The organism is Streptomyces sp. cf386, assembly GCF_900103585.1.
GTDB lineage: Bacteria > Actinomycetota > Actinomycetes > Streptomycetales > Streptomycetaceae > Streptomyces.
The window spans coordinates 1-16581 of sequence record NZ_FNHV01000016.1; the positions used below are offsets into that span (position 1 = coordinate 1).

Annotated in this window: 11 protein-coding genes and 4 pseudogenes; 7 read left to right on the top strand and 8 right to left on the bottom strand. The window is 67.7% G+C overall.

Translation table 11 applies throughout. From position 1 onward, the window contains the following. From BLU79_RS33785 to BLU79_RS49375, 3 genes and pseudogenes are all read left to right on the top strand, one after another. Window positions 1-655 (top strand): annotated as a pseudogene (locus BLU79_RS33785) (IS5 family transposase); the annotation flags it as partial. Window positions 656-862: 207 nt separating this feature from the next. Beyond that, the gene (locus BLU79_RS33790) at window positions 863-1873 is read left to right on the top strand and encodes an RNA-binding protein (RefSeq protein WP_093909798.1); all 1011 of its coding nucleotides are present in this window, start codon (window positions 863-865) and stop codon (window positions 1871-1873) included. Window positions 1874-2306: 433 nt separating this feature from the next. Beyond that, window positions 2307-2423 (top strand): annotated as a pseudogene (locus tag BLU79_RS49375) (nitroreductase family deazaflavin-dependent oxidoreductase); the annotation flags it as partial. Window positions 2424-2498: 75 nt separating this feature from the next. Here the strand turns inward: BLU79_RS49375 and BLU79_RS33800 are convergent. Next, entirely contained in the window at window positions 2499-4526 is a 2028-nt protein-coding gene (locus tag BLU79_RS33800) for a polyprenyl synthetase family protein (protein WP_256333565.1), read from the bottom strand. Between the two features lie 450 nt (window positions 4527-4976). On the opposite strand from BLU79_RS33800, the gene BLU79_RS33805 reads away from it, so the two are divergent. After that, window positions 4977-5588: an ATP-binding cassette domain-containing protein gene (locus BLU79_RS33805; protein ID WP_177001283.1), complete on the top strand. Its 612-nt coding sequence runs from the start codon at window positions 4977-4979 to the stop codon at window positions 5586-5588. Beyond that, on the top strand, window positions 5585-6415 hold the full coding sequence (locus BLU79_RS33810; protein ID WP_093909800.1) for an ABC transporter permease: 831 nt from the start codon (window positions 5585-5587) through the stop codon (window positions 6413-6415). The genes BLU79_RS33805 and BLU79_RS33810 overlap by 4 nt, the downstream gene beginning before the upstream one ends. A 90-nt stretch (window positions 6416-6505) precedes the next feature. Here the strand turns inward: BLU79_RS33810 and BLU79_RS48415 are convergent, their stop codons facing one another. The 5 genes and pseudogenes from BLU79_RS48415 to BLU79_RS33835 form a co-directional block, all read right to left on the bottom strand. Continuing rightward, entirely contained in the window at window positions 6506-6679 is a 174-nt protein-coding gene (locus tag BLU79_RS48415) for a hypothetical protein (RefSeq protein ID WP_177001284.1), read from the bottom strand. Between the two features lie 318 nt (window positions 6680-6997). Beyond that, window positions 6998-7177: a hypothetical protein gene (locus BLU79_RS49380; RefSeq protein WP_256333566.1), complete on the bottom strand. Its 180-nt coding sequence runs from the start codon at window positions 7175-7177 to the stop codon at window positions 6998-7000. Window positions 7178-7639: 462 nt separating this feature from the next. Continuing rightward, window positions 7640-8878 (bottom strand): IS256 family transposase, encoded by a 1239-nt coding sequence (locus tag BLU79_RS33825; RefSeq protein WP_093909801.1) that lies wholly within the window; start codon window positions 8876-8878, stop codon window positions 7640-7642. A gap of 772 nt (window positions 8879-9650) precedes the next feature. Then, window positions 9651-10198, bottom strand: a pseudogene (locus BLU79_RS33830) (transposase family protein). Window positions 10199-10417: 219 nt separating this feature from the next. Beyond that, on the bottom strand, window positions 10418-11545 hold the full coding sequence (locus tag BLU79_RS33835; RefSeq protein WP_093909992.1) for a tyrosine-type recombinase/integrase: 1128 nt from the start codon (window positions 11543-11545) through the stop codon (window positions 10418-10420). 121 nt (window positions 11546-11666) lie between these two features. Between BLU79_RS33835 and BLU79_RS33840 the strand changes: the two are divergent. Further along, a pseudogene (locus tag BLU79_RS33840) lies at window positions 11667-11831 on the top strand (pirin family protein); the annotation flags it as partial. A 585-nt stretch (window positions 11832-12416) separates the two neighbouring features. After that, window positions 12417-12905, top strand: a complete 489-nt coding sequence (locus BLU79_RS33845) for a GNAT family N-acetyltransferase (protein WP_177001286.1) — start codon at window positions 12417-12419, stop codon at window positions 12903-12905. A gap of 535 nt (window positions 12906-13440) precedes the next feature. Here BLU79_RS33845 and BLU79_RS33850 read toward each other — a convergent pair. Together BLU79_RS33850 and BLU79_RS33855 are read right to left on the bottom strand one after the other, a co-directional pair. After that, window positions 13441-14661, bottom strand: coding sequence for a metallophosphoesterase (locus BLU79_RS33850; protein WP_093909804.1), 1221 nt, complete (start codon window positions 14659-14661; stop codon window positions 13441-13443). Window positions 14662-15240: 579 nt separating this feature from the next. Further along, window positions 15241-16071, bottom strand: coding sequence for a DUF1684 domain-containing protein (locus BLU79_RS33855; protein ID WP_093909805.1), 831 nt, complete (start codon window positions 16069-16071; stop codon window positions 15241-15243). Window positions 16072-16581: the final 510 nt, after the last annotated feature.

The window sequence follows — 16581 nt, forward strand, 5'->3', positions numbered from 1 at the left end:
AGTGGGAGTACCTGCCGCAAGACCTCGGCTTCGGCTCGGGCATGACCTGCTGGCGCCGTCTGCGGGACTGGAACGAGGCCGGCGTCTGGCAGCGGCTGCACGAGGTCCTTCTCGCCGAACTCAACGCGGCTTCGCGCCTGGACTGGTCCCGCTGCGTGGTCGACTCCTCCCACGTCAGGGCGTTAAAAGGGGGAGCCAGACGGGACCGTCGCCGGTCGACCGGGGCCGGGCCGGCTCGAAACACCACGTCATCACCGACGGGCACGGCACCCCGCTCGCCGTCCTGCTGACCGGCGGCAACCGCAACGACGTCACTCAACTGATCCCGTTGCTCGACGCGATCCCGCCCGTCCGCGGCCGAGTTGGCAGGCCCCGCCGCAAGCCCGACTCGCTCTTCGCCGACCGGGGCTACGACCACGACGTCTACCGCGATCAGGTCCGCGATCGCGGCATCGTGCCCGCTATCGCCAGACGCGGCACCCGACACGGCACCGGGCTGGGTACTTACCGGTGGGTGGTTGAGCGAACCTTCGCCTGGCTCCACGGCTTCCGTCGTCTGCGCATCCGCTGGGAACGCAGAGCCGACATCCACGAAGCGTTCCTCAAACTCGCCTGCTGCCTCATCACCCAACGACAACTCGGCTCATTGTGTTAGCTGTTGTAAGTTCACTGTCAAAGAAGCCGAAACGACTGGGTTCGCTGTCAAACGACTCGATTGGTGTAGGGTCTCGCGGCTCGTGTCATAGAGCATTGCGCTGACGAGCAGGTTCCTGATCTGTCTCAGGATGTTGGCCTACGACTCTGTCTCACCTCCGATGGCATTTCCTCGTGGGGCGACACAAGCGTGCTGGATGATGGGGCGGTGCAGCTCCCCTACGTCTACCGCGTCACCAAGTACGACCCTGCCAACCGTGACGAACACGGGCATTACACCGGCAGTGAGGACACCGTCAGCGATCACGGCGAGGTCGAGGCGTCTTATCTTCAGGCGGTCGCGGCCTTCGCCGGGGACAGCGGCGTCGATCACCTGGCCGTACGTGAACCACAGGTCCCGTCCTTGGCGCACTTCGGTGTGGAGCCTCCGGTGGACGGCTTTGGGTTGGACGGGCTCTTCCCTGGCGGCCCTACCGGTTTTCGCGACGGGGCAGAAGTACCGCTCGAAATCGGGCTGCAGCTGGTGCGCGCCATGTTGCGCGACAACGGCGCCTGGTGCCGGCTGGAAGCGGAAGGCGCATTCGCGGTCCATGTGGGATGGGACCAGTACCTCTACATCAGCAGCAGCCGGCCTTGCGAGGAAGCGTTGGCCCACACCCGGGAGCTCGGACTGTTCCCAGAACGCCTGGACGCCTCCCCGTACGCCTTCGAGGCCGAGGAGGAAGAGCAGGTCATCCAGCGTCCCGGCGATGACGACTTCTGGGCCGACCTGCACAGGGCAGTCGTCACCGGCCAAGCAGGAATTCTGGAAGAGACGTATCTCGAAGGTGCCTCACGATGGCACCACCTCACCAGCGACACCATCGACCCCGTTCGCGCTGGACTGGCTCCCCGCGCCCGTCTTGCCGTCTGGCCGCCCCTGTCCACCGACATCGACGCCATCCTGAGAGCCCTGCCCGCTGATGGCCTCGTCGAAGGCGTGTGGCAGAACGACGACGGCAACATCCGCAGCGCCATCGCCGAAGAGGACGAGTTCCCCGAACTGGCCGCCCGGATATCCCGTGCTCATTCCGCCGCGCTCCTGTCTGTATATGCGGGTGAATCTGTGCCTCTGTGCACTGCTGTCATGCCCGACAACGACGGAGTCCTACGGGCTCGTTGGCGAACCGAGCCGACGCCGAGTGACCGCGACTGGGCACTTCGTCAGCCCCAAGGGTGAGCGCTTCGACCTGCCAGTCTCAGATTGGTGGCCGACCGGCCACCGAGTGGCCATCGGTCGTGAGATTCGGCCACGGAATCTGAGATCCCACAATTGGTGTAGAATCTCGCGCTCCTCTTCATGCGAAGGCCCCGTGACCTGCGGCTTCTCCGGCTGCCGCACGCTGCTTCACCAAGATCTGTCTCAACTCCCGCTGCATTTCCCCGGGGAGAACAGAGAGGACGGCGTACCGGCAGGCCGCTGATGTCCCGCCCCAATCGATCTTGCCGCCGGGCGACGCCCTGACCTGCGGAGAGACTCAGTCGGGTGCGACATCGGAACCTTGCTGTCTCACTTGAACTTGTCGGCAGAGCGGGAACGGCGGTCTCGTCTCCGCGCGAGGCTTGTGCTGAACTGCGCAACACGATCCGTAAGTGACGACAGGGTGACCGCGATGCCTGTTGAGGGCGAGTACGAGCCGAGCCCGGCGCGGTGGGCGCGTGAACAGGTCGAGCTCTATGAGAGTTCGAGCGGCACGCAGGGCGCGACGGTGTGGGACACGGGCAGCCCCGCACCTGACCGCCGGCTCACCCCACTGACCAGGGATCCTCACCCAACTCCAAGCCCGAAACGGGCATTACCCTGCTTACCGCACTCTGACAGCCGCCGTGCCCGGTCCCTTGGCGGCGGGGTCGGTTTGGCGTTGGGCTGCGTACCAGCCCAGGGCTCGGATGAGGGCTTTGTGCTGACTGGGCGGGAGAAGGCTATTGAGGGGTTTCCACGCCTCGTTGACGAGTGTCCGGCCGTCGTCCAGGCAGGCTTCCAAGGCGCCGCTGTGGGTGAGGAGTTCCGCGGCGTGGGCGGCGCCGTCGGGACTTTGCTGGTAGAGGCTGTCGCGCAGACGGTGGCGGTCTTCGTGATCGAGGAGGCCGGTGGCGTGTGCGACGGGGTAGGTGATGCGGCCGTTGAGGAGGTCCTCGGCGGGTGTCTTGGAAGATCGGCCCTGCTTTCGGTCTTCCGCGCTGGTGACACCGTCGAGCCCTGCGACGTCGTCGCTGATCTGGTAGGCGGTGCCCACGGCTTCGAAGTACCGGCCCAGCGCCGCGATCTGTTCCTCGCCGGCACCGGCCAGTACCGCGGCGGCTTCGGCCATGCACCGGACAGGGACGCCGGTCTTGAGCCGGTGGGCGGTGTGGACCTGGGAGAGGAGCTGGTGGTGGTTGCCGGTGGCCGCAGCGTGTTCGAAGACGCTGCGGGGTCCGGTCAGGTCGAGGGCCTGCCCTGTGTGTCCGGTGCGCAGGGCCTGGAGGCAGAGGCGGTAGACGCGCAGCGTCGTGGCCCCGTCGTGCTGAGGGATGCGCTGCAGAATGGGATCGAAGGTGAGGTAGGCGAGTGTGCCGGCATTGATAGTGGTGGGAATGCCGAAGCGGTGGTGGACGGTGGGCCGCCCGCGGCGCAGCAGGGAGGCGTCTTCGATGTCGTCGATGACGACGGAGGCGGTGTGGAGGAGTTCGGACACGGCGGTCAGTGGCCGGTAGGGCTCTGGGTCGACGCCCAGCAGGCAGAAGACGGCGCCGGTGATGTAGGGGCGCCAGGAGCGTCCCGGGTTGTCCAGGAGATGGCGCAGCGGGGCGATAAGGGACTGGTGGAGTCGGTCGAGGGTGTCATCGTCCAGCGGGGGGCTGGTGTCGGCGCCGGTGAGCGCGTGCAGGGAAGCAACGTCGGGGCTCGCCGGATAGACGGCGGCGGCCTCGGAGATGGAGATGTGGGAGATCCGGCGCATGTAGCGTTCCACGTCGCCGACCGTGCCGGAGGGCAGGGTTTCCATGAAAGCGTTCCCAGAGACGCGCGTGCCGTTCATGGTGCCGCTGACGGCGGCGGGGGCCTCGCAGAAGGCGCTGCCGCTCAGAACGGTGCGGATCTCATGACCGGCGGCAGTGCCCGCGACCACAAGGTCCAGGCCGAGGCCGGGAATGCTGAGCACGGCGGTGGTGGGGTAACTCTCCAGGCTGGCCAGGGAAGTCCAGTGCTGGGTGGCCTGCCAGGTGAGGTCGTGGTGATAGCTGACCGAGCCGTCGGGGGCGACGGCGGTCGCCCTGGTGAACAACGGCGTGCTTTCTGCGGTGACGGGATCGGTGTGCTGGCCTCGGATGACGGCGATGTCCCAGCCGTTGGCGAGCTGCACACCACTCCACAGCCAGGAGCGGTCGGCAATTCCCTGCACCCGACTGGAGCGGCGGAGCCTACCGCCCCAGTCGTTCTCCAACCAGGAGCGCCCCTCGACGCATTCCCAGGCGCTGCCTTGGGCCCGCACACGACCGCTGGCACGTAGGCGGGGGATGAAGTACGAAGTCGTCGCATCGCTCCCGTCGGGGCGAGGCCCGGGGTAGTGGCCATGGACGTCGAACTGCGGGACGGCCGGCTTCTGTGGCGTCAGACGCAGTTCCAGTTCCACCTCGCCCCGGACGGTGAAGAGGAAACTTCCGTCGTCCTCGGCACGCAGCGCGGCCTGTTCGCCCAGCACCAGGTCCAGCCGCTCGGCGCAGTCGGCGACCTCGCCCTTGAGCAGGCGGTCGGGCAGGGGAACTCCCTCGGCCAGAACGTCCGTCAGGGCACTGCGGACCCGCGGATCCATCGCCTCGTCCCCGCAGACCGAGGCACGGATCGTTTCCACAAGATCAGGACTCAACCAGCTGCCGCACACCGGTCCCTGCGGGCCGCTGCAACTGAAGAGCAGCCCATAACCGGGGCCGGTGCCCGACCCGCAGCCATGGCCCTCCCGGAAGACAGCGGCCGTCCAACGGTAGGCACCGCCACTCTCACCGCGAAGATCACCGCTGAGACACCATGCCTCCATCTCGGCCTCAGGGTGCGGCGTGCCGAACGGTGCGGTGGCAGCATCGGCGCGAGGTGCGGGCAGCGGCGCCGCAGGCGCGGTAATGGAGCGGGTGTCGTGGGTCACGGACAAAACCTAGGGCGGTCGTGACCAGCGGCTGCCTTACAACCAGGGTTCTCACCGGTACGGATGGTTCATGGGCCGGCCTGCCGCTTAACCCGTGACCCCGCCGACGTCGTGGCGTTGGCCACCCGGCCGGCAACGGCGAAAACTTGGGAAGGGGGCCCGGTGGAGGTCAGCGGTGTGCACCACGCCTACCGCCGTCGGCGCGCGGTCCTGCGCGGGGTGGACCTGAGGCTGCGCGGCGGGGTACTGGCCGGGATCGTCGGGGAGAACGGGGCGGGCAAGACCACTCTGCTGAAGATCCTCTCCGGTGAGCTGCGCGCGGATCGCGGCACGGTCCGCCACGACGGCAGGTTCGGCTACTGTCCGCAGGCGGCCGTCCTCAACGACGCGCTCACCGTCCGTCAGCACCTGGAGTTCTTCAGGGCCGCCTACGCACTCCCCGACCTGCACCGCGCCGAAGAAGTGATGGACCGGCTGCACTTTCGTCAGTACGACCAGCAGCAGGCCAAAACGCTCAGCGGCGGCACCCGCCAGAAACTCAACCTCACCCTCGCTCTGATGCACGACCCGCAAGTGCTGCTGCTGGACGAGCCCTACCAGGGCTTCGACTGGGAGACCTACCAACGCTTCTGGGACCTGGCCGCGCTGCTGCGCCAGGAAGGTCGCTCCGTCCTGGTCGTCTCCCACCTGGCCTACGACACCGCCCGCCTGGACGAGCTTTGGCGCTTGGAAGACGGCCTCCTGCAGCCTGTACAGGAGGCGTTGGTCTCATGAAGAGTCACGGCCACGCAGGGCTGTTTGTCACCGCGACCCGGTACGCGCTGGCCGAGCATCTGCGCAACCGCTTCGCGATGGTTCTCATCGCCGGCTTCATCCCGCTGTGGACCACCCTCGCCTACCTTTCGATCCCCAGCACCCGGACCAGATTCCAGCTCAGCGCCACCAAGGACATCCTGACCCCGGCCGGCAACCAGCTCACTGAAATCACCGGTGCCCTGAACGCCGTCACCCTGATCATCGGCTTCATGATGTTCGCCTCCGCCTTCGCCGGCGGCAACTTCGACCGACGCCTCGCACTGGCCGGCTACCCCCGCACCCACCTCCTCCTCGCCAAAATCACCTCTCTCACCCTCGCCTCCGGCGCCGTCGCCGCCTACGCCACCGCCCTCACCCACCTGCTCTGGACCCCCGAGCAGCCCCTCTACCTCGCCGCCGCCCTGTTCAGCGCCGCCATGACCTACGGCGCCATCGGGGTCGCCCTGGGCTCACTTTTGAGGAAGGAAGTCGAGGGCATGTTCACCATCGTCATGATCAGCGTCATCGACCTCGCCCTGCAGAACCCGATCGCGAACTCCGGCTCCGACAGCCCCGTCGTACGCCTATTGCCCTCCTACGGGGCCATGCAGGCCAGCACCGCCGCCGGCTTCTCCACCACCGCCCTGCCCAGCTACCTCGGCATCCAGCTGCTCTGGTTCACCGCCGCCGCACTCATCAGCCTCGCCACCTTCCACCGCCGCACCCGCAACACCCTCCCGACGCGCACCCACATCCCCCATAGCCGACACACCAAGTTCAGCGCAGCAGACTCCGAACACGCCTGACCAGCCAACACCGCTCCGGGCCGGGAAGCCAGCGTCCCCGAACGCCGACGTCAGCCCCCTGCGTCGGCCGATGCAATCAGGGGGCCCAGGTCAGCTGGCGTATGCCGGCTGTCCGCAGCCCGTGCACATGTAGATCTCTCCGGGGTAGTCGCGGATGCTCGCACCCGTGGCGCTGGCCGTCCGGCGGCGTACACGGGTGTACCGAGGATCACTGTCGTCACAGAGGACGCGGATGTCCTGCTTGCGGCGGCGGTCACGGGTCATCGGGAGTCCTCCCTGGCACGCCCACGCCCGCGCCGAAGCGAGGAGAAACAAGTCGCCGTACGCGATTCGGGGAACCTTGTCCGTCTGCGGGGCGTGGGTGCTGGTCCGCGGGGATTCCGGCGCTGCGTTGCCGCCTCGCCGGGCATCCCATCCGCGCACCCGGAGGGCTCAGGACTTCCAGAACGGAAACCTGTCAACAGCTCACGGACATGTGCGGCCCGTTCGAGGACCTGGAGCCGTTCACCTTCCTGCAGCTGGTCCAGCACCACCGAGGCGATCTCCTCGCATCGTCAGCCGCTGGGCCGGGCTGGTCGGGAATCAAGGTGCCCGATCGGAGAACAGCAACTTTTTCAACGACAGGCGCAGAAGCCGGCCCCGACCGTCCTTGAGAACGACCTCATTGCCTGCCGTGGTCGCGGCCAATTCCACCACCTCGACGGCCTCCCCGTCGTAGCGAAAACGTGTTCCGACCCCCACCCGGGCTCCGGCCCCGCTCACGCTCTCCCTGCCTCAACACATGTGCAGGGCTGAGGGGTTGGTCGAGATCTGTGCGGAGATGGTTCGCCCAAAGCAAGTGATAGACCGCGGCACGGACGTGGGGCTCTAGCCAACGGGGCAGGCACCGGACTGCCTCGTCCAGCAGGACGCCGTCGAGGCCGGCTCGGCGTAGCTCATCCAGGATCCTGGATGAGAATAACCAGTCCCGCCAGTAGCCGGCCAGAAAGCGGATGTTCTCCAGTTCCGCCTCCGGCGGCTCATTCCAGACCTCGTACCGTCAGCAACGGGACTCCACCGCACGCCGGGTCCAGTCGAAGGTGGATGCCACCTCGGGCCGACGCAGCCGTTGACGTGACTTGACGTCAACCACGATCAGTCCCTGGCCGGTGATCAGCAGATAGTCCGGGGGTCGCGTCCGCTGGAGTGGTGTATTGACGGCCACTCGGTGATCTCGTTTTGAGGCTATGCGGTGAGTTCGGTGGGCAGGACGGTGTCGTCGTTTTCTGACTCGATCGCGTGGAGGCGGGCCTTGGCCAGCAGTTCGCGGCCCATGTAGCGGCGGGCCTCGGTCCACTCGTCGTTCTGCTCCGCCAGCACCGCGCCGACCAGGCGGACCAGGGCGGTGCGGTCGGGGAAGATGCCGACCACGTCGGTGCGGCGGCGGAGCTCCTTGTTCAGCCGCTCCTGCGGATTGTTCGACCAGATCTGCCGCCAGATCTCGCGCGGGAAGGCGGTGAACGCCAAGAGGTCGTGCTGGGCGGCGTCCAAGTGGGCTGCGGCCTTGGGGAACTTGGCCTCAAGCGCATCGAGGACATGCCGCATCTCGGCCTGGACGGCGTCGGTGTCGGGCTGTTCGAAGACCGTCCGCAGCAGCGTCGCCACCCAGGGCTGGGCCGACTTGGGGACCTGGCTCAGCAGATTGCGGGCGTAGTGAGTCCGACATCGCTGCCACGACGAGCCGGGCAACACGGCGCCGATCGCGTCGACCAGGCCGGCGTGGGCGTCGGAGATGACGAGCTGGACGCCGGACAGGCCGCGGGCGATGAGCGAGCGCAGGAAGGCGAGCCAGCCGGCCCCGTCTTCGCTGGAGGCGACGTCCAGCCCGAGGATCTCGCGGTGGCCATCGGCGTTGACGCCGACCGCGATCAGCGCGTGGACGTTGATGATGCGGCCGCCTTCGCGGACCTTCTGGGTCAGTGCGTCGACCCAGACGAAGGCATACGGCCCGGCGTCCAGGGGTCGGTTGCGGAAGGCTGTGACCTGCTCGTCCAGGTGCTTGGCCATCGCGCTGACCTGGGACTTCGACAGCTGGGTGACGCCCAGGGACTCGGCGAGCTTCTCGACTCTGCGGGTGGAGACGCCCAGCAGGTAGGCGGTGGCGACCACTGAAATGAGGGCCTGCTCGGCCCGACGACGGCGTTCGAGGAGCCAGTGCGGGAAGTAACTGCCCTGCCTCAGCTTGGGAATGGCCAGTTCGACGGTGCCCGCCCTCGTGTCCCACTCGCGCGGGCGATATCCGTTGCGGTGATTGACTCTCTCGTCGCTGACCTGGCCGTATTCGGCGTTGCAGAGGGCGTCCGCCTCCGCGGACATCAGCGCGTCGGCGAACGTTTTGACCATCGTGCGCAGCAGATCGGGACTCGCCGCGGCGAGGTTGTCCTCGGCGAGGGCGTGCAGGGGCAGACTGTCGGATGCGGTCATCGTGCTGATCTCCTTCGAGCTTCGACACCTCGAAGATCAGCCGGTGGCCGTTCATCTATGCGGGCACCATCCCGATGCCGGAGCAAACCCCCGGATCGGGTCGAACCCATACACCATCTCCATGGACGCAACCCTGCCGCAGGATCTTCCTCACGGCCTACTTTCACTGTGATCGTTGGGGCGTCGCAAAGCAACGTAAATGCCCGGCCAGTGCCCATAGCTTGGCCGAAGTGAGGCAGTACCAAGAGAAGGAGGCGGAGACGCAGCGACAACAGGAGGACGTGTCAGTCATTGCCGTGACGCTTGACTGCGCCCTCCCTGCAAGCGGCGATGACTGGCGCTGGGCTGCGTTGGCTCCGGCTCGGTCTGCTGAGGAGCTCCAAGCGCGGGAACAGAACTCCCTGTGACTGGCGGCTTTGGGCGCGACGCGCCTCGATCTCGCACCGGCCGAACCCGACCGCGTGCACACCAGGGCAAGCTGCACCGCGCCCCTGGCAAAGCCGTGCTCAGCCTGCGACAAGGAAGGGGGCTGCCGCGCTTTCCGAGCCGTGCCCTTTCCAGACCAGCACTCGCAATGGGTGGACCTGTGTAGCGATCACTCGTTGGCCGTGATGAACGAGTGGCGCGGCCCGTCCATTTTGAGAGGGATTCCTCCAGGATCTCTGGGAAGTAGGGGCCAAGGTATCGGCCGAGCAGAGCGTGCTGGTGCACCCGCGGGTGTGGACACAAGGCTGTGATCAGGCAGCATGAGCTGGGGTGTTGGTCTGTCTGGTCATGCGGCGAGGGCGAGGTTGTGCATGCGGGCGACGGCCTGCACGGCGTGGTGGAGGCCGTCGCCGCGCTGCCGGCATTCGCGAAGGATCTTGTAGTTCTTCATCCATCCGATCACGTGCTCCACGCGGGGACGGACCTTGCGGTGCTCGGCGTTGTCTTCCTCTGCGCCCTTCAGCAGTGGGCGTCCGGGGCGTTTGCGGTGCGGGACGATCAGGCCGGTTTTGAGGTAGGCGCCATCACCGAGCACCGTCACCCCGTCACAGCGTTCGGCCAGGCCGGAGCGCCGCCAGGCATGCGCGTCCGCGGCGGTGCCCGGCAGCGGCCGGGCCGCGGCCACTACGAGCCGGGAGTCGGCCTCCACAATGACCTGCACACTCGCCGAGAATCGGTAGTTACGCGAGGACGCGCCCACGCTCCGGTCGCGGGCGCCAGGGTCGTCCAGGAACGGCAGGCCCCGAAGGGTGCCATTACCGCCGCGCTCCTGCACTATCATCAACAGACGCTGAAACTGTGTCACTCGCAGCCCTATGAACGTCTCCACCGCAGCCACTCAGCCCTTAACGCCCCGGCTGTACCGCGGAGATGCCCAGCTCACGACCTTGCGTAACACGCATTAGCGGGGATACGGCATTCTCCTGCTGGCCACCAGACTCGGCCGATAAGCGCCAGGTGGTCGGCCTCGGCGTCGCTGTAGTTGAGGCAGTGTCGGGGCCTACGCGCTTGGCGATGTCTGAACCGCTCCTGCTGTCACCCGGAGCGTGCTTTTCATGCGGCGAGGTCGAGGTTGAGGATCTTGGCGGCTTTGCTGATGGAGCCGGGCATGAGGTGGCGGTAGATCTTGAAGGTGATCTCGATGGTCTTGTGGCCCATCCACTCGGCTACGTCGGTGATGGGAATGCCGTGGGTGAGGCAGTTGGAGGCGAAGAAGTGCCGCATGCCGTAGACGACCATCCCGTCGGGGATGTCGACCTGGCCGGCCTTCTTGATCCGCTGCCACTGGTTGGCGATGTGGTAGTGCGGGAACGTGCGGGACGGGTCGCTCGGGTGGCGCAGCAGGTAGCCGTCGACGCTACCGTGCTTGGCGGCGTACCACTCGATGGTCTGCCGCACCCGCGCGGGCAGGGGCACGTCCCGGTACTCGCCCGCCTTGCGGTGCTTGAGCCGCTCGTACTGGCAGGTGGTCCGGTTGACCTGCTCGGTGATGCGGTAGACGTCGTCGGCGACGATGTTGTTCAGGTTCACCGCGAACGCCTCGCCGTTGCGCATGCCGCACCCGCTCATCAGGTCGGAGACCAGCAGGAAGCTGTCGTCACCGGCGGTGCGTATCTGACCCAGCTGCTCCGGTGAGGGGATCACCACCCGCTTGGGGTCGTACTGCGGCGGCTTCACCCCGGCCACCGGGTTGTCGTCGAACAGCCCGAGCCGGTTCGCGTCCAGCAGGATCGCCTTCAGCTTGTCGAAGGCGTTCGCCTGGGCGGCCAGGCCGATGCCATTACGTTCCAGGGTTTGCAAGAAGACCTCGACCACCTTGTGGTCGAAGGAGTTCATCCGCCGGCTGCCCAGCAGCGGCAGCAGATGGATGTTCAGCAGCGACTCCAGGTGCACCACAGAAGCCGGCCCCAGATCCCGCTGTCCTGCCTTCCACTCGGTGGCGTACTCCTCAAACCGCATCGCCCCGTACCGGGCGATGCGGTCAGCCTTCGCCTGGCCCCGGGGGGCCGTCTTCTTCGCCTTGTAGATTTCCGTCAAACGCTCGATGGCCGCATCCTGGGTCGTGAACCCGGACTCCTCCAACTGCCGCCCCGCCGCCGACCTGTACCGGATCTTGTAAGGGTGAGGGCACTTCGACCACCGCGACCGCGGATGCTCACACTCCTTGAAAAACGACCCCATCCCACGAACCAGGACAGCGGAACCCATGGTTGCTGACTCCTCCACGACCGATGCTGGCAGCTTGCTGACCCTCACCGGTTCGGAACAGCGCTGACCTGCACTGATGCGCGCAGGATTCGCTATGTTCTGGAACTGGATCGGACGGTCCCAGGAGGAGATCGCGGCGGCGCGGCGGGACTGGATGGAAGGCTCGCGGTTCGGTGAGGTGAAGGGGTACGACGGGGATCCGCTGCCTGCTCCGAAGCTGCCGGCGGTGCCGTTGAAGCCGCGGGGGAGGGTGCGTTGACCTGCGGGAATGCTTGAATTCGGGCGGCTGACGAGCGGGAGGCGGTCGGGCGTTGCCTCCCGCTTTTGGATCGCTGGCGGGAGCGCGGCAAAGCGGGTGTCGGGAGTGGTTTCGGGTGGCGGACGATTCCATGGTGCGGATGTCTGTGGGCGGCTGTGGCAGGACGCGTGCTGACCTGATGCTGCGGTCTCGCCTGGGGCGAGGCGTGAGGCCTTCTTCGTGTGGCGTTGTAGGGAGACGACAAGACTGCGCGATTGCCGTCGGGCGCTTCTCGAAGCGGGCTGCAGAGGCGACTGAGCGGTACCAGGAGGTTCTTCGTCTGCTGGTGGTGCAGCGGCAGCAACTCGCTGACCTGCGAGTATGGCAGCAGCGGAGACCTTGCCGGGACTGCTGGCCCGGGAATGGTCCGGATCTCGACTGATGCAGACCGTGGGACTGCGGCCATGTCGGATTGGCCGTAGCCCGCCCGCTCCGAGCTGATGGTCCCACCTGGCACAGGTGGCGCCGAAGCCGCGCCGGAGGAACGCCTGCCCGAGCAGTCGACCCGCCGCAGGAAGGCACTTCCCGGTGAGACATACTCTCCCGATGGGTTCACGCACTTCCCCGATCAGCCAGCCGATCACGATACGGAGGGCAGTCGCGCGGGATGCCAAACGGCTCACGCGGCTCGTGCGTGGTTCAGGCGCCTACGAGGGTAAGTACGCAGCCGCAGTGGCGGGCTACCGGGTCGGTCCTGATTACATCGAAGCCCACCGCACCTTCGTAGCCGTCGGCGCCGACGAGCATGGAGGCCGGGTCCTCGGGTTCTACTCGCTCGTCCTCGCTCCACCGGAGCTCGACCTGCTGTTCGTCGCCGACGAAGCGCAAGGACGTGGTATTGGACGGCTGCTCGTCGCGCACATGCAGTCCGAGGCCCGTGCCGCCGGGCTCGACCGTGTCAAGGTCGTGTCGCATCTTCCCGCCGCTGACTTCTACCACCGCGTTGGTGCAGTGCGGACCGGGACCGCGCTCGCGAACCCGCCCGCCGTCCCGTGGGACCGTCCCAGATTCGAGTTTCGCATTCCTTCGGAATGACGCGGTGTGCCGGTTCGCAGGGCACCGGCTTCGCCTGCATGGTGGCTGGCATGCAGGAGCCGCTGGACGCCGCGCGCTCCTTGTGTGCCGTCGTCTCTGCCCTGGCGGGGAGATCGCCTGCGCCAGCGGCCTCTCCCGGAGACTCCCTCGCCTCCGGCGCTCCCAGAGCCATCGAGATCGCGTGCACCTCGGCTCGTGCGACACACGATCGAGGCCGGCCGCATGAATGCGTGATGCGTAGTTCACACAACCCTGATCTGCGAGACGAAGTGGCCACAGTCCACCGTCAGCGCTGAAGGGGGTGATGCCTTGCCAGTGCAGTCATCAGCGCACGTGGAAGGAGTCACGGCCCTTGCCCCGTGGAGCTTGGCCGACCGGCGTCGTGCGGCCCGCGGTGGAGCGGATCGGAGGGAGTTCCGGACAGGGGCGTCAGAGCCTGACTGTCGTGGGTGGTGGCCGGGTCCGACTCGGCGTTCGGGTCGTCGTAGGCGTCGACGATGGCGATGGTCTGCCGGAACGGTCGGCCCGTCCAGCGCTACGGCGTGGGGGGCCGCTGCGGGGAGCGGAGTACGAGCAGGGTGATCTCGCTGGGGGCGAAGACGCGGAAGGGCGGGCCCCAGAAGCCGGTGCCACGGCTGGTGTAGAGGAGGGTGCGGGTGCCGTGGCGGCTGAGGCCGGCGAGGGCGGGCTGGTCGATGCGGACCAGGTGGTGGAAGGGCCAGATCTGGCCGCCGTGGGTGTGGCCGGAGAGCTGGAGGTCGACGCCGCCGGCTACCGCCCGGTCGACGAACTTGGGCTGGTGGGCCAGGAGCAGAACGGGGTGGTCAGGGTCGGCGCCGTGCAGGGCTCCGGCGAGGTGGGCGCCGTGGCCGGCGAGGCCGGAGGACTCGGCCGTGACGTCATCCACGCCGGCGACCACGAGGGTGTCGCCACCGCGCTCGAGCAGCAGATGGCGGTTGCGCAGCGGCTCCCAGCCCAGCTCGTCCATCAGGTCGACCCAGCCCTGGGCCTCGCTGTAGTACTCGTGGTTGCCGGTGACGTAGACCCGGGCCCGGGTGGCCTGCACGGTGCCGAGTGGAGCGGCCTGTGCGCGGCGGCGTTCGGCCGTGCCGTCCGCGATGTCTCCGGTGTGGCAGACCAGGTCGGCCTCCAGCGTGTTGACCGTCTCGCAGACCCGCGCCGACCAGCGGGCGCGGTCGAGCGGGCCGTAGTGGGTGTCGGTGATGAGGACGACACGCAGGCCGTCCAACCCGGCCCCCAGGCGCGGAAGTTGCACGTCCAGGCGGCGCACCCGTGGTACCCGGCGGGCCTCTGCGTACCCCCAGGTGAGCAGCACGGTGGCTGTGCCGAGGACCGCCCAGGTGACGATCCGGGCCCGGTCATGGCCGTCGCCGACGCCGGTCACGGTCAGGGCGAGCCGCAGCGGGACGCCGAGCACGACGGACCATGTGAACAGGGTCCAGATGGTGCCCAGCAGGGTGTCTCCGACGATCGCAGCCCAGTCCTGCTGGCGTCGGCCGTGGCCGCGCACCATCGCGAGCGGCATACCGATCAGGCCGAGGGCGAACAGGGCGGTGCCGGCGAGCGTGACAGGGAGCGGCCAGTGCTGGCCGGTGTGCAGCAGCAGCCAGCAGGGCACGGTCCACAGCAGGACGGGGGCGATCAGGGGGAGGTAGCGCATCAGGCGGTGCAGTCGGCTCTGCTGAGTCGCGTGCGCCGTGCTGTCGGCGGATCGGGTTTCGCTGGTGTCAGTCACGCTTCCCCTCCTTGAGCAACCAGGCTGCCGTTGCGCGCACTGTATCCGGCCGTCCCGGGCCGGTCGGACGGACGGGGTGCTCATGGTGGGCAGCCCCAGGTGGCGAGGTGGCCTCCGAGTTCGCCCCCGGCTCACGCGGTTGGTGACTCTGCTCCTGACCGGGGCCGCGGCGGCTTCGAACGGTGAGGCGTAGAAGCTCCGGAAGCAGTGGAGAGGTACAGCCCATGGTCGTGGGCCGGGTGAGATCCACATGCCGGTGCCTGTCATGCTCAGTATTTCTGGGTGGGGATGCTGTGACGGGCGGGAGGATGGGTGGGTGCTGTCCCGGTTCCGGGGTCTGACCCATGACGCGCCTGACCGAAGTGTCCTACTCGCGGCCAGGGTCCGCAGGGTGCCCGGCATCGTCCTGTACTGCGGCGACGGCATCGCGGCCGCGGGCACGGCACTCGCCCTCACCCTGCCAGGGCCTGTCTTTCGGATCAGGCCGGCTGCAGGAACGGCTTCGTGCGCGACGCCGAGCTGATCCGAACGACAGGGCCCAGGGCGGGATGACGTCTCGACCTCATCGGCCTGGGTTGCTCACTGCGCGATCTGCTCGCGCTCGTAGGGGATCCTTTCACCCGCCTCGATCGCGACCGGGAGCCGGTTCTCGGCGGGCGGCAGCGGGCAGGTGGCAAAGTCGGTGTAGGCGCAGGGCAGGTTGGTGGCGCGGTTGAAGTCCAGCACCGCGGTTCCGTCGGGCCCGGGTGCCTCGATCTGCAGGGCGCGGTTGGCCGGGTAGGTGGTCACGCCGGAGGTCGCGTCGGTGAACAGCACCAGGAGGCTGCCGGGTGTGTGACCGTTGAACGTGGTCAGGGTGAGTTCCTGACCGTCGATCCGGAAGCGGATCTCGCCGGGTGCGTCGTAGACGTGCTGGAGTCCCTCGACGGCGGCGCCCACGGTCGTCGGCCGCAGCTCCGGGAACGGCGTGTACGTGCCGGTGACCGCCCAGCGCGGGTCCGGCGCATACGCGGGTGTCCCGGCGAACTCGGTGCGCAAAGGATGCTCCGGGTGCCGTGGCCGGATCACGTCATGGCCCCCGCGTTTGGCGACCTCGATCACAGCGTCGCCCCAGACGGCGTTGACACCACCGCGCTCCGGGATGACACCGAAAGCGTGCCGTCCGCGCACCGCGGTGCCGTCGATGACGAGTTCCTCTCCGGCGTCGAGTACGACGGTGACCCCGTCGTCGCCCGTCGACCAGGTGCCGGGTGTACCGGGGAAGCGCTGGGGGTCGGTGGTCGGCCAGTGCAGGCCGGTGACGGCGAGGAATCCGTGCTCATGGGCGAGGGCGGAATCCTTGCGCTGATGCCACTCCTCCCATTCGGCGGCGAAGGTGTCGGTGTCGGCGAGGGAGTCCTGGACGGTCATGTGTGCTCCTGCTGAGTACGGCACTGGTGGTCAGAGGGGAGTGCGGCAAGGCAAGGGGGGAGTTGAGGTTCAGGGGCCCACCGGAAGCGGGTTGCCCCCGCTCTGGGTGAAGAACGTCCCCGCCAGAGGTCGCTGCTCGCGGGCGGAGGTCTCGCGGTCGGGTAGCTCCTGCGGGAGGAGGTCCGCCGTGGCCAGGGCCGGGGTTGGTCGGACGCCGGAGGACGGAGTCAGCTCACGGCGGAACAACCCGTGGTGGTGACACGCACGTAGTCGACGTGGCGGCGGGTCACGAGCACGGTCATGGAGTCAGGTAACCACACGGTGGCATGGGTGCACCAGCTCGATCGGGGTGTCCCCGTCGACCGGGAGACGCAGTGGACTCACGTTGTCGGGTGTGCTTTGATCCGGCCATGGAAACCACTGGCCAGGTGCACACGGTGCTGCTCGACCCGTTCTGGGTGAGCCGCCGCGCCGACCAGTTCGACGAGGTCTGTTGCTGATCGCCGTTCC

Excerpts from the sequence above, each read along its gene's own strand:
- BLU79_RS33835 (WP_093909992.1), bottom strand. The coding sequence starts at position 11,545 with ATGGGGTCGTTTTTCAAGGAGTGTGAGCATCCGCGGTCGCGGTGGTCG.
- BLU79_RS48415 (WP_177001284.1), bottom strand. The coding sequence starts at position 6,679 with ATGACCCGTGACCGCCGCCGCAAGCAGGACATCCGCGTCCTCTGTGAC.
- BLU79_RS33825 (WP_093909801.1), bottom strand. The coding sequence starts at position 8,878 with ATGACCGCATCCGACAGTCTGCCCCTGCACGCCCTCGCCGAGGACAAC.
- BLU79_RS33855 (WP_093909805.1), bottom strand. The coding sequence starts at position 16,071 with ATGACCGTCCAGGACTCCCTCGCCGACACCGACACCTTCGCCGCCGAA.
- BLU79_RS33810 (WP_093909800.1), top strand. The coding sequence starts at position 5,585 with ATGAAGAGTCACGGCCACGCAGGGCTGTTTGTCACCGCGACCCGGTAC.
- BLU79_RS33845 (WP_177001286.1), top strand. The coding sequence starts at position 12,417 with ATGGGTTCACGCACTTCCCCGATCAGCCAGCCGATCACGATACGGAGG.